This is a genomic window from Bradyrhizobium sp. USDA 4541 (assembly GCF_024171085.1).
GTDB classification, from domain to species: Bacteria; Pseudomonadota; Alphaproteobacteria; order Rhizobiales; family Xanthobacteraceae; genus Bradyrhizobium; species Bradyrhizobium australafricanum.
This window is the reverse complement of the sequence record NZ_JALJZF010000001.1, coordinates 5810322-5830582: the sequence shown is the minus strand read 5'-3', so window position 1 is coordinate 5830582 and position 20261 is coordinate 5810322. Positions and strand designations below refer to the sequence as shown.

20 protein-coding genes, 1 pseudogene and 1 riboswitch are annotated in these 20261 nt (G+C 64.9%); of the genes and pseudogenes, 14 read left to right on the top strand and 7 right to left on the bottom strand.

Annotation, left to right across the window (positions count from 1 at the left end; translation table 11 throughout):
* Nucleotides 1-110 precede the first annotated feature (110 nt).
* A complete protein-coding gene (locus J2R80_RS27715) occupies nucleotides 111-1304 on the bottom strand; it encodes an NADH:flavin oxidoreductase/NADH oxidase (protein ID WP_253639771.1) in 1194 nt (397 codons plus the stop codon).
* A gap of 234 nt (nucleotides 1305-1538) precedes the next feature.
* On the opposite strand from J2R80_RS27715, the gene J2R80_RS43785 reads away from it, so the two are divergent.
* Nucleotides 1539-1943, top strand: a complete 405-nt coding sequence (locus tag J2R80_RS43785; RefSeq protein WP_076825434.1) for a hypothetical protein — start codon at nucleotides 1539-1541, stop codon at nucleotides 1941-1943.
* 54 nt (nucleotides 1944-1997) lie between these two features.
* Here J2R80_RS43785 and J2R80_RS27705 read toward each other — a convergent pair whose 3' ends face one another.
* The 3 genes from J2R80_RS27705 to J2R80_RS27695 all read right to left on the bottom strand — a co-directional run bounded on the left by J2R80_RS27705 (nucleotide 1998) and on the right by J2R80_RS27695 (nucleotide 4547).
* Complete coding sequence (locus J2R80_RS27705) at nucleotides 1998-2285, bottom strand: hypothetical protein (RefSeq protein WP_143270718.1); 288 nt, start codon at nucleotides 2283-2285, stop codon at nucleotides 1998-2000.
* Nucleotides 2286-2562: 277 nt separating this feature from the next.
* Entirely contained in the window at nucleotides 2563-3474 is a 912-nt protein-coding gene (locus tag J2R80_RS27700) for an amino acid ABC transporter substrate-binding protein (RefSeq protein WP_076825432.1), read from the bottom strand.
* Nucleotides 3475-3611: 137 nt separating this feature from the next.
* Nucleotides 3612-4547 (bottom strand): DUF3280 domain-containing protein, encoded by a 936-nt coding sequence (locus J2R80_RS27695; RefSeq protein WP_253639770.1) that lies wholly within the window; start codon nucleotides 4545-4547, stop codon nucleotides 3612-3614.
* A 236-nt stretch (nucleotides 4548-4783) separates the two neighbouring features.
* On the opposite strand from J2R80_RS27695, the gene J2R80_RS27690 reads away from it, so the two are divergent.
* The 11 genes from J2R80_RS27690 (at nucleotide 4784) to J2R80_RS27640 (ending at nucleotide 14550) form a co-directional block, all read left to right on the top strand.
* A complete protein-coding gene (locus tag J2R80_RS27690) occupies nucleotides 4784-6205 on the top strand; it encodes a sensor histidine kinase (protein WP_253641039.1) in 1422 nt (473 codons plus the stop codon).
* Nucleotides 6202-6864: a response regulator transcription factor gene (locus tag J2R80_RS27685; protein ID WP_028334034.1), complete on the top strand. Its 663-nt coding sequence runs from the start codon at nucleotides 6202-6204 to the stop codon at nucleotides 6862-6864. Before J2R80_RS27690 ends, J2R80_RS27685 begins: the two co-directional genes overlap by 4 nt.
* A 210-nt stretch (nucleotides 6865-7074) precedes the next feature.
* Entirely contained in the window at nucleotides 7075-7767 is a 693-nt protein-coding gene (locus J2R80_RS27680; protein WP_076825429.1) for a helix-turn-helix domain-containing protein, read from the top strand.
* Nucleotides 7768-7868: 101 nt separating this feature from the next.
* On the top strand, nucleotides 7869-8315 hold the full coding sequence (locus tag J2R80_RS27675; protein WP_253639769.1) for a DUF4440 domain-containing protein: 447 nt from the start codon (nucleotides 7869-7871) through the stop codon (nucleotides 8313-8315).
* Between the two features lie 289 nt (nucleotides 8316-8604).
* Nucleotides 8605-8690, top strand: a riboswitch (ZMP/ZTP riboswitch).
* 36 nt (nucleotides 8691-8726) lie between these two features.
* The gene (gene glyA, locus J2R80_RS27670; protein WP_253639768.1) at nucleotides 8727-9998 is read left to right on the top strand and encodes a serine hydroxymethyltransferase; all 1272 of its coding nucleotides are present in this window, start codon (nucleotides 8727-8729) and stop codon (nucleotides 9996-9998) included.
* Nucleotides 9999-10085: 87 nt separating this feature from the next.
* Nucleotides 10086-10241: a hypothetical protein gene (locus J2R80_RS27665; protein ID WP_168855882.1), complete on the top strand. Its 156-nt coding sequence runs from the start codon at nucleotides 10086-10088 to the stop codon at nucleotides 10239-10241.
* A gap of 438 nt (nucleotides 10242-10679) precedes the next feature.
* Complete coding sequence (locus tag J2R80_RS27660) at nucleotides 10680-11306, top strand: HAD family phosphatase (RefSeq protein ID WP_076825423.1); 627 nt, start codon at nucleotides 10680-10682, stop codon at nucleotides 11304-11306.
* Between the two features lie 26 nt (nucleotides 11307-11332).
* Complete coding sequence (gene glp / locus J2R80_RS27655) at nucleotides 11333-12544, top strand: gephyrin-like molybdotransferase Glp (protein WP_076825422.1); 1212 nt, start codon at nucleotides 11333-11335, stop codon at nucleotides 12542-12544.
* 243 nt (nucleotides 12545-12787) lie between these two features.
* Nucleotides 12788-13492, top strand: a complete 705-nt coding sequence (gene lexA, locus J2R80_RS27650; RefSeq protein WP_016841600.1) for a transcriptional repressor LexA — start codon at nucleotides 12788-12790, stop codon at nucleotides 13490-13492.
* Between the two features lie 256 nt (nucleotides 13493-13748).
* On the top strand, nucleotides 13749-14177 hold the full coding sequence (locus J2R80_RS27645; RefSeq protein ID WP_026192810.1) for a hypothetical protein: 429 nt from the start codon (nucleotides 13749-13751) through the stop codon (nucleotides 14175-14177).
* A 145-nt stretch (nucleotides 14178-14322) separates the two neighbouring features.
* On the top strand, nucleotides 14323-14550 hold the full coding sequence (locus J2R80_RS27640; protein ID WP_076825420.1) for a hypothetical protein: 228 nt from the start codon (nucleotides 14323-14325) through the stop codon (nucleotides 14548-14550).
* On the opposite strand, the gene J2R80_RS27635 is transcribed toward J2R80_RS27640, so the two are convergent.
* Nucleotides 14547-14834 (bottom strand): hypothetical protein, encoded by a 288-nt coding sequence (locus J2R80_RS27635; protein ID WP_076825419.1) that lies wholly within the window; start codon nucleotides 14832-14834, stop codon nucleotides 14547-14549. The genes J2R80_RS27640 and J2R80_RS27635 overlap by 4 nt on opposite strands.
* A 72-nt stretch (nucleotides 14835-14906) precedes the next feature.
* On the opposite strand from J2R80_RS27635, the gene J2R80_RS27630 reads away from it, so the two are divergent.
* Nucleotides 14907-15670, top strand: a protein-coding gene (locus tag J2R80_RS27630) for an IS5 family transposase (protein ID WP_141343516.1) whose coding sequence is annotated in 2 segments (ribosomal slippage) — nucleotides 14907-15242 and nucleotides 15245-15670 — 762 coding nt in all. Because the reading frame shifts where the segments join, the coding sequence is not laid out codon by codon here.
* Here J2R80_RS27630 and J2R80_RS27625 read toward each other — a convergent pair.
* A pseudogene (locus tag J2R80_RS27625) lies at nucleotides 15634-17677 on the bottom strand (ComEC/Rec2 family competence protein); the annotation flags it as partial. The gene J2R80_RS27630 and the pseudogene J2R80_RS27625 sit on opposite strands and share 37 nt — an antisense overlap.
* Before the next feature lie 429 nt (nucleotides 17678-18106).
* Between J2R80_RS27625 and J2R80_RS27620 the strand changes: the two are divergent.
* On the top strand, nucleotides 18107-19435 hold the full coding sequence (locus tag J2R80_RS27620) for an MFS transporter (RefSeq protein WP_057016507.1): 1329 nt from the start codon (nucleotides 18107-18109) through the stop codon (nucleotides 19433-19435).
* 333 nt (nucleotides 19436-19768) lie between these two features.
* On the opposite strand, the gene J2R80_RS27615 is transcribed toward J2R80_RS27620, so the two are convergent.
* Nucleotides 19769-20131 (bottom strand): SPW repeat protein, encoded by a 363-nt coding sequence (locus tag J2R80_RS27615; protein ID WP_076825399.1) that lies wholly within the window; start codon nucleotides 20129-20131, stop codon nucleotides 19769-19771.
* Between the last annotated feature and the right edge of the window lie 130 nt (nucleotides 20132-20261).

Here is a 20261-nt window from a genome sequence, read left to right as displayed (position 1 = left end):
TTCGGCCCCACCCCGACGCGGGGCACCACACAACGGCTTTTTGGTCGGATCAAGGCCGCCTTGTCACCGGACCATTACGGTCCTGTCACGGTGCCCGGATCGGCCTCTTGTCAGCCCCCTGCCAGCCTTTCGTCGGCCTTTGGCCCAGTCTCCCGCAACCCGTTCTGCCAGGTCGACGGCTGGGTGCCGAATCCGCGCTTGGCCCGCGTGCCCAGCCAGTAGCCGAACTGCGGAGGAACATTGCGGAACGGCCCCTCGACGCCGAGCTTGAGCGCGGCGTCCATCGGCCAGTTCGGGTTATTGAGGATTTCCCGGCCGACCGCGATCAAATCTGCTTGTTTATCACGCAGGATTTGTTCGGCCTGGTCTCCATGGATGATCAGGCCGACCGCCATGGTCATGATATCGGCATGGGCGCGGACATATTCCGCGAGCGGCACCTGATAATTGTATTTGATCTCCTTGCCCAGGATCGGCGCCATCTCGCTGATTCCGCCCGATGAGCAATCGATCACGTCGACCCCCTTCGCTTTCAGGATCCTGGCGAGCCGCGCGCTCTGCTCCGGGCCCCAGCCGGCGTTGTCCTCGACCGACAGCCGCACGAACAGCGGCTTGTGATCCGGCCAGTGCGCCCGCACCGCCTCGGTGACCTCGATCAGGAAGCGCATCCGGTTGGCTTCCGAGCCGCCATATTCGTCGCTGCGCTGGTTGGAGCGCCCGGAGAGGAATTCGTGCACGAGATAGCCATGGGCGCCGTGCAGTTCCAGCACCTCGAACCCTGCCGCATGGGCGCGTCGTGCCGCCTGCCCCCAGGCTGCGACGAGGTCCTTCACCTCGTGCGTATCCAGCGCGCGCGGCACCGGCCAGCGCTCGCTATGGGCGATCGCGCTCGGCGCCACCGGCGTCCAGGCATCCCAGTCCTCGATCTCGGCGGTGCGTTCGAGCGGACGATCCCCCTCCCAGGGCCGGCTTGCGCGCGCCTTGCGGCCGGAATGACCGAGCTGGATGCCGGCGACCGCGTTCTGCTGCTTGATGAAGCCGACGAGGCGACTGAGCGGCGCGATGAACTTGTCGTCCCAGATGCCGAGATCGCCGATCGTGCCGCAGCCGCGCCGCTCGACCTTGGTCGATTCGACGATCACGAGACCGGCGCCGCCGGCGGCGAACTTGCCGGCATTCATCAGATGCCAGTCGGTCGGAAAGCCCTTCTCGGCGGAATATTGGTGCATCGGCGGCACCACGATGCGGTTCTTCAGCGTGACGCCGCGGATGGTCATTGGCGAAAACAGCAGCATGTCGGACATCGCTTCCTCATTATGCGTCGTTACCCGGCGTGCCGGGACCGATCTTGTGTTTGGCGCGGACGATATACGCGCCGCGCGATGGCCGATAGAGGCGCGGTGCGACCACTCAAACGGATCGCTGTAGCCGGCCGCGGCACGTTCGCGATGCTTGTTCCCTCGCGGCGATTTTTCGCGCGCATAGGAAATGATGATCGCGATACGTGTTGTCCCCGGCAACCCAGAGGAGGGACACTCATGAGAACCCGCACAATCGCACTGCTCATCGCCGGTGCCATGGCAACCAGCCCGATACTGGCGCAACACGCGGTTGCCCAGAACCTGCAAAACGAGGCCGACAAGGGTGCCAAGACCCGCAACTCCGGTGAATCCGGCTATGTCGGCGATCAGGACAGGCCCGGCGCGGCCGCAACGCCTCCGGGGCGCCCCGACACGGCCGCCGGTTCCCCAAACGCCACGACGTCCCCGAGCGCTCAAAGTTCCGGAACCGGAATCGCCGGCGCGCCGGGCAACAAGAGCGGGCCGCCCGCCAAGCAAGGCACGGTCGGCTCGAACTCGCAGAACCTGCATGTCCAGGAACAGGATTCGTCGAACATCAAGGGACAACCAGGCAACAAGAGCGGCCCACCCGCAAAGCGCTAGGCTACGCGCCATGCTGACCAGGCGGCCGTGAACCGGGATCGAGTCGCTCAGATATTATTGGGCGGCCTTCCGGCTCGCAGAGAGGTCGGTTGGGCAATTTGCGCCGCATTCAATCGACTTCTTCTGGTCGGCAACGCGCCATACCAGCAACGCGACCAGGACAATGATGGTGACGGTGAGCTTGGCCAATGCATCGTGGTTCAATGTCGGCTCCGCAGAACAATCGGCATAACGGAAAAAATTAGCTGCAAACGGAATGTGACCCCGGCACCCTTTGGGGCCGAAGGCCGACGCTGGAGACGTCCACCAGGCCCGCATTCGATTCGGGCCGGCCGACGTCATGATGGTACGGTCCTGGCGCGGTCTGCAAGCTTCTCAGTCTGCATGGCAGCATGGCACGGCCGGCCGCAGCCTGTTGGAACATTGTCATCGATGTGCGGTTCAGTGGTTGTCCTCTGATTCATTGCCCCAGAGGCACACACCACCTCCTGCGGCCCCAGCCGTCACGCTGGGGCCATAAATCATTGGAGGTGCACCCGGACTGCCGCTCGGCGCGGGGGTGAGCGCAGCGGCTTCCGAGAACCACAATCGATTTGCGCTGGCACACCCGCAAGTGACGCTACTTGCCGACCTCGTACACGTCGGGATCGAAGCTCGAACTCGGATGGGCGAACGCGTGGCGCAGCGCCGGCGACATCGGGACGTTGTAATTGATACCTTTCGGCGGGGTCGGCGCTTCCAGCCACTTCCTGTACATGACCTCGATCTCGGGGCTCTTGTAGAGTTCCGCCGTGGCGCGGTCGGCGAGCACCTTGAACGGGGTGTCCTCCCTGCGCAGCATGATGCCGAACGGCTCTGCCTTCGAGAACGCCTCCTCGCTGATCATGTAGAGCGAAGGCTGCTTCGACCGCGCGATCGCAACCGCAAGCTGGACATCGTCGAGCGCGTAGGCCTGGGCGCGATCGGTCTCCAGCATCAAAAACGCCTCGGCCTGGTCCTTGGCCGGGAGAACGTTGATGCCGAGCTTGCGTTCGGTGTTGACCTTGATGAGCTGCGTGAGGTTCACCGAGCCCGCAACGGCGGTGACGGACTTGCCCTTGAGGTCGTCGATCGTGTTGATGCCAGCGGATTTCTTGGCGGCAAACCGTGTCGCGCTGAGAAAGTGCGTGTTGGTGAAGGTCACCTGCTTCTGGCGGTCCGCGCTGTTGGTGGTCGCCGAGCAATGCAGATCGATCGTGCCGTTGACCATCAGCGGAATGCGGTTCGACGAGGTCACCGGGAGGTAGTCGACGGCGATGTCAGATACGCCGAGCTCCTTCTTCACGGCATCGACGATCTTCAGGCAGATGTCGAGCGCAAAGCCGATCGGCCGCTGATTGTCGTCGAGATAGCTGAAGGGAACGGAAGCCTCCTGAAAGCCGAGCGTGACCTTCTTCGTCTCCTTGATCTTCTGCAGCGTGCCCGACAGCTCCTCGGCCGCCGCGGGGCTTGCGGCGAGCGTGAGGGCGAAGAAGATGGCGGGCAAACGCATCGGCGGCTCCTGTGCGGTGATCAGGCGGCGGTGATAGCGCACGCATGAGCCCGGAGCCAGATGACGGTGTGTCTAGCAGCTATCGCACTTTGCTATGGTCCGCCTGCCAGAGTTGCAGCCGCAGCCGCGAAGCATCCCTAGCGCTGCGCCCCACCTTCGAGCAGGCGATCGCCGACCAGGCGGACCGCGCCACGGGTCCAGGAATAATCGGCGCCCATCCGCAGGCCGCTGTCGCCGCGTGAGACGACCGCGCCGCTGCGGGCCTCGCGCAGCTGGAAGCCGATCGTGTATTCGGTCCGGCTGACCCGCCTGATCACGCCGATCAGCGATTGATCTGCGCCGAGCTGTTGCGCGATCGCGGCCTCGCAGCCGTCGCAGTCGCGCAGCGCACGCGCCTTGACGGGCTCGGCGGTCGCGCCGCCGGTATCGACCAGGCGGTAGCGGCCCGACTGCGCAAGCCGGTCACGCACGCCCTTGGTCACATCGGCGAGGTAGGCCGCATCGGCGTCGGCAAGGCCGGATGCCGGCGCCGCGGAGGTGTCCTCAAGCTCGAACTCGAACACCGCAAGCCCGATCGGCGCAGCCGTGGCGGTCTGTGCCGGCGGCAACACGGCCGCGAGCACGCCGAGCACCTCGCGCGACACGAACATCCGCGCATGGTCCCATGCGTCGTCATTGTCGCCGCGAAACGTGTAGAGCTTTTCGTACAGCACGCGGCTCCCTTCGACATCGACGACCGCCACCTTGGCCCACTGCACCAGCGTGCTCATCTTCTGCACGCCGCCGACCACCTTGATCCGGGCCTCGCCTGCGGACGCCGCTGCTGGCACCAGGCGATAGCGCGGCTCCGCGGCGACGTCGGCGCGCAGCGCGCGCATGAACGCGTCGAGCCGCTTCTGGTGCACGGCGGTCTGGTCGATCACCTCGCCCGAGGTGTCGACGTAGCTGAAATCATCGATGCTGACGCCAAGGTGAGATGCCGGCACCGTGCCGGTCTCGGCGCGCGGCGGACAAGGTCTGGCCAGAAGGCCGGTCAACGCGAGGGCGAGCAAGACGAGGCGCGACTGGTGCATGATTGGGCCTTTCAGCTGCTGGCGCGGGCGGGTCGGTCGCATCCTGGGCCAACTGGCCTCCGCGCCGCAGCGGAGTGCCTCCCGCCCGGTGCCGGGAAAATTTCACGACGATGGTCCGCGCCCGAAGAACGGCTATGGCAGCGCTTCTCGGCGCCTCCGTTCTGCCGTTTAATGTGCGTGACGACCCTGCCCGCGATCGCGCGCCGAAGCCCGCCTTCGATCTTGAGGATACGCCAATGTGGAATTGGTCCGGAAGCGATCTGAAACTGCGGTTGACGTTGCGCGTGGCGATCGTCTCGACGCTCTGCTTTGCCGTCATCTCCGGCTATTTCCTGATCGAGGCCGACCGCTCGGTGCGCGGGCGGATCGCGGCCGTTGCCGATGTCGCCGCCAAGACGCTGGAGCTGCAGCAGAGCAAGATCCAGTGGCTGAACAATGCGCGCTCCGAATTTCCCGATCTCGACGGCGTTGCCGCCTCGGTCATGACGCCGGGACTGTGCCTCGCCTTTCGCAGCAATAGCGGCGAGATCAGCCAGCGCTTCTGCGGCGGCTCGCAGACTGACACGGCCGCGCCGCCGCTGGCCTTCGCGGCGCTCTATCGCCGCCTGTTCGATCCCTGCCGCGAGGTGGTGCGGCAGGTGGTTTCGCGCGGCAATGCCATCGGCGAGGCCGTGGCCTGGATCGATCCGGCGGTGCCGACCGCCGAGGCCTGGCACGATGCCGGCCGGCTGATGGCGGTGTTCATGATCGCGCTGCCGCTGCTCTGCGCCCTGGTCTATGCGGCGCTGGCGCGCGCGCTGCGTCCGACGCGGCAGATCCGCGACGGGCTCGAGCGGATCGCCGCAGGCGACCTCGCCGCGCGCCTGCCGCCGTTCGATCTCGCCGAACTGTCGGCGATCGGCGATGTCTTCAACCAGCTCGCCGAGCGCCTCGCCGCCGCGCTCTCCGACCGCAACGCGCTGACGCAGAAACTGATCCTGGTGCAGGACGAGGAGCGCCGGCACCTCGCGCGTGAGCTGCATGACGAGTTCGGGCAGTCGCTGGCCGCAATCCGTGCGCTCGCCGCCTCGGCGCGCCAAACCGCGGCCGCGGATTGCCCGCCTTTGCTCGCCGAATGCGACGGCATCGCGCGGACCGCGACCGACATGATGGAGACGTTGCGCGGCGCCCTCTTCCGGCTCCGCCCGCCCGATGTCGACGAACTCGGACTTGCGGCCAGCCTCGAGGGCCTGGTCGCCGGCTGGAACGGCCGCAGCCGCGGACAGCCACGGTTCGAGATCACCATATCGGGATCGTTCGAGCGCCTTGTCGCCTCCGTCAGCGCCAATCTCTACCGCATCGTGCAGGAGGCGCTCACCAACGCCGCCAAGCATGCCGGCGCCACGCGCGTCATGCTGCGGCTTGAGATGCGCGAGGCGCCGCCTGGCGGCGGCGACAGCGCGATCGTGCTCGCGATCGACGATGACGGCCAGCCCGGCGATCCGCAAGGCGATCCCCAGCTCAGGTCCGGCCTCGGCCTGCTCGGCATGCGCGAACGGGTCGCCGCGCTGGGCGGGCGGCTCAGCTTCGAGACCGGACAGCCCAGCGGCTCCTCGCTCCGCGTCATCGTTCCCGTCGCGGCCAGCCGAGAGGCCGCACCGGTGGAGCGCGCGGCATGAGCCACGCGGCGCGCACCATCATGCTGGTCGACGACCACGCCGTCGTCCGGGAGGGCTACCGGGCGATGCTGCAGAAGCAGCCGGGCCTCTGCGTCGTCGCCGAAGCCTCCGACGGTGTCGAGGCCTACCGCCTCTACAAGGAGACCGGGCCCGACCTCGTCATCATGGACCTGTCGATGCCCGGCATCGGCGGCATCGAGGCCATTCGCCGCCTCCGGCAGTGGGACAGGCGCGCAAAAATCCTGGTGTTCACCATGCACCAGAACGCGGCCTTTGCCGTGCAGGCGATCCGCGCCGGCGCGAGCGGCTATGTCACCAAGACCAGCCCGCCGGAGACGCTGGTGCACGCCGTGATGGATGCGCTGTCGGGCAAGATCGCGATCAGCCCGGATATCGACCACGAGCTCGCGCTCAGCCACCTTGCCGGCGAGACCAAGGCGGCCGACCTCCTGACCGCGCGGGAATTCGAGGTGCTGCGGATGCTGCTCGCGGAAAACACCACCGAGGAGATCGCCGAGGCACTGCACCTCAGCCCCAAGACGGTCGCGAACCTGCATTCCCTAATCAAGGACAAGCTCGGCGTCGGCACCGATATCGAGTTGGTCCGCCTCGCGCTGCGGCAAGGCATCCTCACGCAGATCGATCTCGGCGAACGCTGAGCCCACGGTGGCACCAGCCAGGCCGCGTACTGGCAAATCGAGCCGCATCTGCCTCCGGGCAAACCGAACATCGAGCCGGCATCGTCGAATGGCCGAGTCTCGAGAAAATCGCGTAACAGACCTCCAGGACAGCCTCGATGCTGGCTCGTCTGGGACATAGTTCAGAACCTGGACTACCTTGGTGGCCCTCGTGATGCTAAAGTTCTCGTCATGAAAGGCTATGGATCATTTTGCCCCGTAGCCAAAGCTGCGGAAATTCTCACGGAGCGGTGGACCCCGCTCCTGCTCCGCGAACTGTTGCTGGGGTCCCACCACTTCAACCAGCTTCGCCGCGGCATCCCGCAGATGTCGCCGACCCTCCTCTCCAAGCGCCTGCAAACGCTAGAAGAAGCCGGGCTAATCTCACGCAGATCAGGCGATAACGGGCATTGGGAGTACCATCCAACCCAGGCAGCCAGGGAAGCCAGGCCAATTATCGATGCAATGGGCTATTGGGGCCACAAATGGGCTCGCAGCCAGCTCACACCCAACGAACTTCACGCGGGCCGGCTCATGTGGAATATGCGCCGTTCGTTCGATCTAAGGCACATTCCATGCGACTTCGTTCTGTACATCGAGATTGCGGACGCTCGGCCAAAGCGCTGGTGGTTTGTTGTGAAGAAGGAGGAAGCCGATCTTTGCTGGGATGACCCCGGCTTCAAGGTCGATATCAGCCTCTATGCGAGTCTGCTGACGCTCGTGCAGATTTTCGTAGACGAGATGCCGCTGCTACGGGCGTGTGAGCTCGGCAAAATCGAGATCGACGGTCCCAGGCATCTTGTGAACAGCATGCGGACTTGGTTCCCACGCAGCAAATATGCCGATGAGGCGCCGGCGGCCGCAGATCGAGTCTCAGCCAGTTGAGGATATCCAGTCCACTTTCTGGACTAGTGGTTCTGCTTGCCTCGGCTATAGCGTTTGCGAATGCGCTCCCGCGCTAAGCATCTCAGCTAAAGGAGGCAAAGATGAGCCGCCCTTCTCTTCTTTCTTGCACCCTGTTGTTGATCTTTACTTGTACTTGCGTCAGTCCCGCAGGGGCAGCCCCACCTGCCGACGAACTTTCCTCGGCGGCTGCCAAATGGGATGCCGCCATCAACAACGCAGACTTCGATGCCCTGTTACCGTTGTATGCCGCTGACGCCAGATTGATGCCGCCTGGTGCGCAGCCAGTCACCGGCCCTTTGGCAATCCGTAATTTCTTTGCCGAGCGGGGAAGAAGCGTCAGAGATCACAAGGTTGAGCTGCTCGATGTGTTGCCCATGGGAAAATACGCCTACACCACCTCGCATTTCACGGCCACGCTAGTAATAAATGAGAAGGCGGCGCCAATTTCTGGCAGCACCGTGAGACTGCTTGAACGCCAACCCGACGGGCAGTGGAAGATAAAGTCTCATATCTTCGTCAAGGAATAGATTCGCGGGTGCCACAGCCACACGGTCAGCCACCCCGCAAGCCTGACGGCCCGCAAGTGACGGATGGTCATGCACCTTATTGGCCCTCAGCCGAAGACGGCATTGATCATCGGGACATCGGTTCATTGGGTAAGCCGGACGTCCCTCGGTTTGGTCGCCATTGCCGTGGCTGTCGCCAGATGTTCGATCTCGCCCAACGCTGGGCCCGCGGCGGCGCCAGCAACCAACCCTTGCGAGCCCGCCGGGGATTGGATAGCCTTCTGCTCGCGATGAGCCTCGCAGGCTCATTCGTCCCTCGCGCGACTGGCGAGCTTACGTGGAATTGACCACGGTGAAGCGCGAAGGGTTTCAACGCCGTTCGCCTGGGCAACCCGTTCAGCTGATGATCCAGCGTCTTAGGGAGCCCGGACCATGCCGTCATTCCGCAATGAACTCCATCTCAACGATTCGGAAGTTGCCCTTGCGCTCGAGGGCGAAGAGCGCCGCCAGCAAGACGGCGTCGAGCTGATTCCGTCGGAGAACTACACCTATCCCGAGGTGCTCGAGCTGCTCGGATCGGTGTTCACCAACAAGTATTCCGAGGGCTATCCGGGACGTCGCTATTACGGCGGCCAGGAATTCACCGACCAGATAGAGAACCTTGCCCGCCAGCGCGCTTGCGCGCTGTTCCGCGCCGAACATGCCAACGTTCAGCCTCTGTCCGGGTCGCCAATGAACCAGGCCGTGTATCTCGGCCTGCTGCAGCCCGGCGATACGATCTTGGCGATGGACCTTTCACACGGCGGCCATCTCACTCATGGCGCGCCGGTGTCGCACATGGGGCGGCTCTTCAACTTCGCCCGCTACAAGACGCAGCCGTCAAACGGCGGCGCCATCGATTTCGATGAGCTCCGCGCCATGGCCCGGCACGTCCGCCCGAAGCTGGTGCTGTGCGGCTACAGCTCTTATCCGCGCGATCTGGATTATGCGTCCTTCAAGAGCATCGCCGATGAAGTGGGTGCACTGACCATGGCCGACGTCAGCCATTACGGCGGCCTGATCGCCGGCAACGCCTTGCGCAATCCGCTCGATGCGGGTTTCGACGTGATGACGACGACATCGCACAAGACGCTTCGCGGGCCGCGTGGCGGCATCGTTCTTTGTCGCCGGGAGTTCGCCGGCAAGATAGACGCGTCGGTGTTCCCGGGATTGCAGGGAGGTCCGCACATGAACGTTGTGGCCGGAACCGCGGTCACGCTGAAGAAGGCTTCGACGTCCGATTTTCATGCCTATGCAAGGCTGGTCATGCGCAACGCGAAGGTCCTGGCCGAAGCGTTGATGGAACGCGGCATGACGTTGATCACCGGCGGAACCGACAATCACATGATGGTCGTGGATACCGTGGCCAGCGTCGGCGTGGACGGCAGCGCGGCCGAGAACATCCTCGACGCCGTTGGGATCACCGCAAACAAGCAGATCATTCCCGACGATCCGCATCCGCCGCTCAAGCCGAGCGGCATTCGCCTCGGGACGCCGGCGGCGACCACGCGCGGCATGGGCGAGCCCGAAATGCGCCTGATCGCCGAACTCATTGCGGAGTCCCTCCGGTCGAAGGGAGATGCAGCGGTCGTCAAGCGACTGAGGTCGATCAGCGTCGAGATGTGCCGCGCTTTCCCCGTTCCGGGGATCGCGCCGCCCTCGTAGGCGGCCGACCTGCGTTCCTGTTCCGCGCCCGTCGCGTCACTCGGCAGGTCGTGAAGGTTCCCGGGGGAAGGACCGGAACGGAAATCGTTGCTGTTCGTTGGACCGCATGATCTCGAAGACGGAGCGTCCAACGCCGTGACCCGGAAAACCTTGCAAGCACGCTCGGAACAGGCGCTCGTCGTCATCATTCTCAGCACCGGTGCGCTGATCGGTTACCTCGGCTTGGCGCTGTCCAGGCTGTGAGAGCGACGCCGGCGGGCACCAAGCCGCCGGCAGGTATCAAGTCGCTTGGTACCCTGAAAGCGCGCGCGCGTGCCACTGAGTTGCCCGACGCGGCAAGCCAAGCCCCGTAGCAAAAATATAGGGTGAAACGAAGAGCAAGGCTCGGACAGATCATGTCGCGAGAATGCGGATGTTTGACGCACAAGCGACGACACCCGCCGTCGTCCCGGCGAAGGCCGGGACCCCTTACCCCAAATCTCAATTGTTGCGCGACGCTGGGGCCACGATCCCGTTCCTGATCAAATGCGGTGGTTATGGGTCCCGGCCTTCGCCGGGACGACGGTGGTGTGCGCGGGAACAGTCTCGCGATGGATGCAACGCCACGTACAATCCACACACCGGTCACTGAAATCGAGGACATTGCCGCCTGCCCGCAATTCTCGTACACGGTTTCATGCAATGACCTCGCAATTCACTCCCAACTCCGTCGACGTGCTGCTGTTCGATATCGGCCGCGTCGTGCTCGACATCAACTTTGACAAGGTGATGGCGCACTGGGCGCAGCATGCCGGGTGTGCGCCCGCCGAGCTCGCCACGCGCTTTGTCGTCGACGACAGTTTCAAGCATCATGAGATCGGCCGGATCGACGACGCGGCATTCTTCGAGAATCTGCGCCGGACGCTCGGCATCAACATCACGGACGCCCAGTTCCTCGAAGGCTGGAATGCGATCTTCACCGGCGAGATGCCGGGCATCGCCCCGCTGCTCGCGGCGGCCGCCAAGCGGATGCCGCTCTACGCCTTCTCCAACACCAATCCGGCCCATGTCGCGCATTTCTCGGTCACCCATGCCGAGCTGCTCAGCCATTTCCGCAACGTCTTCCTGTCCTCGAGCATCGGCTTCCGCAAACCCGACGCCGAGGCCTATGATCATGTGGTAAAAGCCATCGGCGTGCCGGCGTCGCGGATCCTGTTTTTCGACGACCTGGCCGCCAATATCGAAGGTGCGCGGGCCCGCGGCCTTTATGCTATCCACGTGACATCGACGGATGACGTGGCAAGGGCTTTGACCGCACTTGGAATTTGAAGATTAGGAATTGAGGAACTCTGAGCGTGGCCCTGATGCCGGTTGCCGATGCCCTGTCCGCCGTCCTCGCCGGCGCCGAACCGCTGCCGGAGGAGATGGTCGCGCTCGATGCCGCCTACCACCGCACGCTTGCGCACGACCTCGCGGCGCTCCGCACCCAGCCGCCGCAGCCGATGTCGGCGATGGACGGCTATGCGGTGCGCGCCGCCGATGCGGCTGATCTAAAGGCCCGGCTCAAGGTGATCGGCGAAGTCGCCGCCGGCCGGCCGTTCGACCGGACGGTCGGCGCCGGCGAGGCGGTGCGGATCTTCACCGGCGGCGTGATCCCCAATGGCGCCGACGCGGTGATCATCCAGGAGGACACCGCCGTCGACGGCGACCACATCACGATCACGGAGGCCGCCAGCGTCGGGCGGCACATCCGCCCGGCTGGGGTCGACTTCCGTGAGGGCGAGGTGCTGCTCGCCGGCGGCAGCCGCCTGTCCGACCGCGCGCTGTCGCTGGCGGCCGCCATGAACTATCCGGGACTTGCGGTGCGCCGCCGCCCGAAGGTCGCGGTGCTGGCGACCGGCGACGAGCTGGTGATGCCGGGCTCGCAGCCCGGCCCCGGCCAGATCGTCTATTCCAACGGCTACGCGCTGCGGGCGCTGGCGCGCGCCGAGGGCGCCGAGACCGTCGACCTCGGCGTTGCCGCCGACACGGTGGAGGCGACCACGGCGGGCATCCGCCGGGCGCGCGAGGCCGGTGCCGATGTCCTGATCACGACAGGCGGCGCCTCGGTCGGCGACCACGATCTCGTCAAGCGGTCGCTGGAAGCCGAGGGCGTCGACATGACGTTCTGGCGGATTGCGATGCGGCCCGGCAAGCCGATGATGCATGGCCGGCTCGGCGCGATGAGGGTGATCGGCCTGCCCGGCAATCCGGTGTCGTCCTATGTCTGCGCCTTCCTGTTCCTGGTGCCGTTGATTCGGGCGCTGAGCGGCCGGAAAGTGATTCATCATCGCCGCACGAGCGCCCTGCTCGGCCGCGACCTCGCCGCCAACGACCAACGCGAGGACTATCTGCGTGCACGGCTCGAAGCGCGCGAGGACGGCACGTTGATCGCAACGCCGGTGACGCAGCAGGACTCGTCGTTGCTCGGGAATCTCGCTGCGGCACGGGCACTTCTCGTGCGCCCGCCGTTCGCGGCGGCGGCCGTCGAAGGCAGCGAATGCGAGATCCTGACACTGCCCGAATAGGGTTTTCGCGCCCCGCCGATTGTGCGTTGCCCGACACGTTCACCGGAAATTAAGTGGTTGCGGAACACATATCGAACATATAGTGTCCGTTCATGATTTGTTTCGAGTGCTGGTGTCTACATTCGGGAAGCTGCATGGAAGCAGGTGCATCGAGCACATGCTCCTGAGGTCAGGCCCGGCCTGCAGGCCCCACCAGAAGAGTCTCGGAATCGAACGACGCTATCAACCGGGGGAATACTCGAGATGCTCACGCGCAAACAGTACGAACTACTGCGTTTCATCAATGAACGTCTGAAAGAGGCCGGCGTACCGCCCTCCTTCGACGAGATGAAGGATGCGCTCGACCTGCGCTCGAAGTCCGGTATCCACCGCCTGATCACTGCGCTGGAGGAGCGCGGCTTCATCCGCCGTCTGCCGAACCGCGCCCGCGCCATCGAGGTCATCAAGCTGCCCGAACTCTCGGCCGGCGGCGGCAACGGTCGCCGCGGCTTCACGCCCAGCGTCATCGAAGGCACCCTCGGCCGGCGCGCCAGCACGCCGCCGATTGCCGAGGACGACGGCAACCGTCCGGTCGCGGTCCCCGTGATGGGCCGGATCGCCGCCGGTACGCCGATCGAGGCGCTGCAGACCCGCAGCCACACCATCAGCGTGCCGCCCGACATGCTCGGCGCCGGCGAGCACTACGCGCTCGAGGTACGCGGCGACTCGATGGTCGATGCCGGCATCCTCGACGGCGACATGGCGCTGATCCAGCGCAACGACGTCGCCAATACCGGCGACATCGTGGTGGCGCTGATCGACGAGGAGGAAGCGACCCTGAAGCGCTTCCGCCGCCGCGGCGCATCGATCGCGCTCGAGCCGGCCAACACCGCCTATGAAGTGCGCATCCTGCCGCCGAACCGGGTCCGCATCCAGGGCAAGCTGATCGGCCTTTATCGCAAATACTGAATTGCAAATACTTGCGGCGGCCGGGAACGAGCAACACGTCGGATCGTTCCTTGCATGATAGTGTAGCGTACGGCCTGCCCGATGCGCTCCGATACCTCTCGCGCAGCGTCGCGTGTTTGTGATCGGAGCGATCTCGGACCAGTCGTACAATCGCCCAGAAACGAGCAGACGCTCGTTCGCTATCGTCCACTCTGGTAGAGGCCCTAATGCCTCAAGGAGAGGCACGGGTCGCTACCTCGAAATGAGGAGCCATCCGATGTGTGACTATAGTCTGCACGCCGTGGCATCGCGCCCCGCCATTGTCGGAGAGACGCTGATCACGACGACGTTCCGCGGCACGTCGACCCGCGGCTTTGCTTCGGAGAATGACCCCACTGTCGCGGTCTGCATGCTGCCGGGCACCGAGCTCGCTTTCGCCGAGAACGTTCGCTACGACAGCCGCTGGATCTGGACCAAGACGCTGAACTATCGCGTCGGCGTATTCAACGAAGTCGAGCCCGACGTGCCCGATCGGCATCATGATGCGGTCGAATTCCCCGACGGCAGCCATGTGCTGGTGACCCAGCTGGTCGAGGGACAGCGCGTCAGCGTGCTGCAATTGCCGGCGCTGCATCCGCCGGTCGAGCAGAAGCCGAAGGTTGTGGAGCGGCGGCCTTCCGCATTCGCAACGCTGTTTTTGGGTTGAGCGCATCGTCGCCGTGGAATGAGCTGTTCGGCGGCGGATGACCTAAGCAATTTCGGGCGACCCCGGACTCCCGCTTCCGGGGCGCAGAAGGAGATTTGCGTCGGCCGGCACCTTGGCGCATCATCGGGTACGGAGGACGTGCGCGGTGGTCGATAAGGTCACATGGCAAAAGGCTGGACGCGTCACGGAACCGGGCCGCTACATGTTCCGGTTCGGTTGGCTGACGGTAACGGCCGACGACCTGAAAGTCTGGGAGCAATTTCCCGAGGCTTCCTTCACTCTCGTCAAGAAGCCCGACGCCGGCCCCGACTCCGACGAATACCATCTCGGCCTGTTCGAGCTGCCGAGCGCGCCCTTGCCGGACCACGGCTAATCATCGCCCTGCAGATCGGTCTCGGCCGGCGTCGCATCCACCGCAGGCCGCGGCGCGGGGGCGCGTAGCGTCGTCTCGCTCTCGCCGTCGCCGGGAACCGCCGGCGACCACGGCCGGTCGATCCCGCCGGGCTTGACCGCATCGACGACGTAGCCGTCCCTGCTCCGTCGCAGCACCAGCGCGCCGTGGCGGCGCAGCCGCTCGGCATCGATCACCGATGCCGCGCAGCCCTGCGGCGCCGGCCGCGCCGTCACGATCAGGCCTGCGCGCTCGCAGTCGTCCACTAGGTGGTGTGGACTCTAAGGATTCCCTTTTGAGAGCAAATCAGATTCAAGGCTTCTTTTTGGGAGGCGGCCTTGGGTGTGATGGAGCGTTTGGTGTTGAGCGACGCGGCCTGGGAGCGCATGGCGCCGCTGATCATAGGCCGGCCCGATCAGAAGGGCTCGACCGGGCGGGACAACCGGATGTTCGTGGAAGGTGTGCTTTGGATCGTGCGTACGGGCTCTCCTTGGCGTGATCTTCCGGAGGCTTTTGGAGATTGGAACAGCGTGTTCCGGCGGTTCAGTCGATGGAGCCGCAAGGGTGTCTGGTGCCGCATCTTCGAGGCGATGTCCGAGGATCCGGACTTCGAATATCTGATCGTCGATTCCACCATTGTCCGGGCGCATCAGCACGCCGCCGGGGCGAAAAAAGGGGGTCTGAAGATCAAGCGATCGGGCGCTCGCGCGGCGGCCTGAGCACGAAGATACATATGGCCGTACGCGGCTTGGGATGCCCCGTGCGGTTCACGCTCACCGCGGGCCAGAAGGGCGATGCACCACAAGCCGCTGCATTAATCGAGGGGCTGCCCGCCGAGGTCGTCATCGCCGATACGGCTTATGACGCCGATCGTTTGCGCCAAGACATCGCCGCCAAAAAGGCGCTCGCCGTCATCCCCAACAACCCCTCGCGAGCCCTCAAATATCCGCTCGACAAACATCTCTATGCCCAGCGCCATCTCGTGGAATGCTGCTTCAGCAAGCTCAAGCAGTTCCGACGCGTCGCAACCCGCTTCGAAAAGACCGCCCGGAATTACCGGGCCGTCGTCACTCTCGCTGCCATCGTCCTATGGCTGCGATAAGTGTCCACACCACCTAGGGCCTCCGGCCGGGTCGCCGGCGCGACGAAGGCGCCGCCGGGTCCCTGGGTCACGCAGCCGCTGGCATCGCAGGAGACGCCCTCGCCGAGCGACGCATCGGTGGCGGTGCGCGCGTCGGCGTCCGCCGCCAGCCACTCCTTGACCAAAAATGCATCCTTGGCGCTGTGCATTAGATGCAGCCGTCCATCACCGCCACGCACCGCGACATTGCGGCCGTCGCCCGAGATCAGCACGTCCGGCTGCGGCACCCTGAGCGCCCAGACCGAGGCCACCAGCAGCAGCACCGCACCTGACCAGCGCAGCGGCGTGCGCAGCAGCCCGAGCAGGATGATGCCGGCGCTCGCTGCGATCAGCGGCCCGATGCCGAACGCCGCCATGCGGCCGACCGCGCCCGGGAGTGCGGCGCCCCATTGCGTCACCAGGATCATCCAGTCGATGCCAAGACCCATGATCGCCCAGAACACGCCGTCGAAGCCGAACGGCATGGCGACGAGCCCCAGCAGGCCGGCCGGCATCACGACCGCCGAGACCACCGGCATCGCCGCGAGGTTGGCGAGCAGCCCGTAGGGCGTCACGCGGTGGAAATGGAATGCGGCATAGGGCGTCGTCGCCAGCCCCGCCACCAGCGAGGCCAGCATCAGCATCGTGAGCTCGCGCCCGCCCCACAGCGCGACGCGCGCGGTCGCCGAATGGTCGGGCGACGCCAGCAGGTTCGGCAGCCCGATCTGCACCAGCGCCACCAGCCCGAGCGTCGCGGCGAACGACATCTGGAAACTGGAATGCACCAGCGCCTCCGGCGCGATCGCGAGCACGATCAGCGCTGCCACCGCCAGCGTGCGAAAGGTGATGGCCCGGCGGTCGACGATCACGGCGAGCAGCACCACGGCGGTCATGAAGAATGACCGCTGGGTCGCGACCTCCGCGCCCGACAGCAGAAGATAGAATGCGGCGGCGACCAGCGCGGCCGCCGCCGCCCATTTCTTGATCGGATGCGCCGCCGTCAGCGCCGGAAACAGCGCGAGCAGCGCGCGCACCGCGAAAAACACGACGCCGGCGACCACGGCCATGTGGTAGCCGGAGATCGACAGCACGTGGCCGAGTCCCGAGATGAACATCGCATCGTTGACCGGCGACGAGATCGCATCGCGCCGGCCGGTGAGCAAGGCGGTCGCGATCGCGCGCTGGTCGCCGTCGAGCGTGGTGCGAATCCGCGCGTCGATGGTGTCGCGCAGGCCCTGCATGAAGGCGGCGTAGCGCAGCGCAAAGCCGCCGGTCGCAGGCGGCTCCCTGGTCTTGACGGCGCCCATCACGAAGCCGGAGGCGCCGATGCCCTGGAAATACAGGTCGCGGCCGAAATCATAGGAGCCCGGGCGCTGTGGCCCGAGCGGCGGCATCAGCCGTGCCTTCAATTCAACGAAGCTGCCGACATCGGGCGCGGTGCCCTTCTTCACCGAGAGCCGGACCCGATCGAGCTTCGTCATGTCGCGCGGGCTCTCCATCGAAACCACACGCAGCACGAAACGATCGGTCTTCTCGCGGATGTCGCGCGTCTCGACGAAGCCGGTCAGCGCCACCGAGAACATCGGCCGCGCCAGCACCGTGTGAGCGACGCGCGCCGTCTTCCAGGTCGCCGTCGCAAAGCCCGCGGCGACCGCGGCCAGCATCACGATGACGGGAAACACGCTGCGCCGCCGCAGCAGCAGCGCCAGCAGGCAGAGCAGGATTGCGGCGGTGGCCGCGACCGACAGCACCGGCTCGTGCTCGGCCGCGAAATAGAACGCGATGCCGGTGCCGAACGCCACCGGCACCCAGGGCAACAGGCGGCCCGCCCCCGCCTCCGCGCGCGCCCATTGCCGCAATGTCTCGACGAGAGGCTTCCAGATCCCGGCGCGCGCCCGGGAGAAAGCCGCCGACCGGCGCAGCCGTGCGCGGCGGCCACGTCCCCGCGTAGCCGCGTTTGCCGCCCGGCGTCGTGCCCTGCTCCGCCATTCCGCCTGCGATCCCTGCCGGGCGGCAGGCTAGCGGATGGCCCCGTCGCCCAGCGGAACGGATGCAGAATACGGACCGGGAACGCCCGGGGTACCTGGATCGTCCTGCGCCTTGCCTAGCTCGCGCCGGGCCACAGCTGCCGCCTGCGTCAAATCGATCGAGCCGAAAGTCTCACTAAGATACCGATCACATTAGGAATAGACTGTCCTGATGCCTCCACTCCCAAATAGACAGGGATGAGGCAGTGACGGCTCGCGGCACTTGAAGGCCGCTGGAGCTCCTCTCAGGTGGCCACAACTCCCCTGAGATCAGGCGTTGCGGACGAACGCGCAAATCTCGCCTGTAACGCCGTGCACCACGCGCACTCCGCGAGCGGATAGATCGCTGAAAAACGCGAGGAGTAGCGTTTGCTTTTGAGAGGAGCAGCACATGGCAATTCAAGTACCAAGCGATTTTCGCCGCGTGATTGTCGCTGCGTCAGTGGGAAACATCATTGAATGGTACGACTTTTATATTTTTGGCAGCCTGGCCGCCGTTCTGTCGGTCAAGTTCTTTGAGCAATCCCACCCCGTCGCAGCCCTGCTGAGCACGATCGCGCTGTTCACTGCGGGATTCCTGATCCGCCCGCTGGGGGCCTTCCTGTTCGGATGGATGGGCGATCGGGTCGGCCGCAAATATACATTCCTCATTACGCTGAGCGGAATGGGCCTGGGAACGGGAGCGATCGGACTGATCCCAACTTATCAGTCGATCGGCCTGACGGCCGCATTCGTTCTGTTCGGCTTGCGGATGATCCAGGGTCTCTGCCTGGGCGGCGAATATGGCGGCGCCATCACCTACGTCGCCGAGCATGTTCCGGACGACAGCCGCGGCTACTACACGGGCTGGCTACAAACCTCGCCGACGCTCGGGATCGTGGTGTCGCTGGCGGTGATCGTTCTGACCCGAACCTGGGCCGGCAATCAGGCCTTTGACGAATGGGCGTGGCGCGTACCGTTCCTGGTCTCGTTCGTGCTGGTGGCCATCGCCATCTACATCCGCCTGCAACTCCAGGAGACGCCGATTTTCCAGGAGATCAAGGCACAGGGACAGATGACCAGGAATCCCTGGCGGGAAGCCTTCCTCAGCGCCAACATCAAGTACATCCTGATCGCTATCGTCGTCCTGATTGGACAGGGCGTGGTCTGGTACAGTGGTCAATTCTGGGCACTGTACTTCCTGCAGCAGGTCTCCAAGGTCGATGCGGTTACCTCGGCCTACATCGTGGGAGCCGCATTGTTGATCGCAACGCCGAGCCTGATCTTCTTTGGTTGGCTGTCGGATCAGATCGGCCGCAAGTCCGTGATCCTCGGAGGAATGCTGCTTGCCGCGATCACCTACTATCCGCTGTATCTGTGGCTCGGCATGGTCACGCAACCGGGACACATCAACTATCCGGTCGCCGTCTTCATCATCTTCATCCTCGTCTGCTACGTCGGGATGGTGTACGGGCCGGTCGGCGCGTTCCTGGCGGAGTTTTTCCCGGCCAGGATCAGGTACACCTCGGTCTCGGTGCCGTATCATATCGGCAATGGTTGGGGCGGCGGATTGGTGCCGTTCATCACATCAGCCGCCTTCGCGGCGACCGGCAGCATCGGCTATGCGCTGATCTACCCGATTGTCGTTCCCGCGGTGTGCTTCGTGATCGCCGTTTTCATCATGCCCGAAACACGCAAGACCAGAATTTGGGAGCAGATCGAGGCGAAAGCCGCATCGTGACGGAGTCGCCTTGCTGACGGGCGACTACAGCTCCGTTCCGACGGGATCGGAACGGGACTCTCGAAGCTTGTCTCGACGCGTTTTCCTTACGCGAGCCGCTATCCACGTCGCTCGAAAGCGCTCTCACCCTGCAGCAGGCGCCATGGCCGCCGTCCAGCGAGTGCGGGACGACGCTTCTGAATCGTCCCACACCCGCCGTCTCTGGCGAGATGTCTCTGCAGAACCTGCATCCGTGTTACGTCGGAGCGGCATGGAGGGGATCCCGCGCCACGCAAATCCCCGCTCCGGCCGCCTTTGGTTGGCGGTCAGGCCAGCGTCTCAGTCAGCTTCCTCTCAGCCAGCTCGGTGATGCCAGCGATCGTGCCACCAGGTGGCGAAATCACGATCCATCGTCAGCTCCCAGCACGCGAGCACGATCACCACGACCCCGGCGAGCACGCTGCTCGTCGTGACCGATCCCTGCTGGTAGCCGAACGTCCAGGGTGCCACCACCAGAGCCAACCCCATCAGCATCTCGCCCCATTCCTCCAGATAGGACGGAATGATGAATGCCTCCAGGGCGAACAGCACGACGCCCAATCCGAGCGCGATGGATATCCAGAGAGCTGCCCCGGAAAAGCCCAGTGCAAACGGCGATGCGACCAGCCAGGCGCCTACCAACAGGCTGGCAGCATCCTGCCAGTGTTGAATGCGCATGATCCTCACCTCCTTCTTCCGAAGACATGGTGCGGCGCGGACAAAAAAGCATCTGTCCGACCTGCGATGTGTTGCCGCTGCTGATCCGCGAGCCGACGACCTTGCTGCCGTCCGGGCGCCCGGAAGCCGC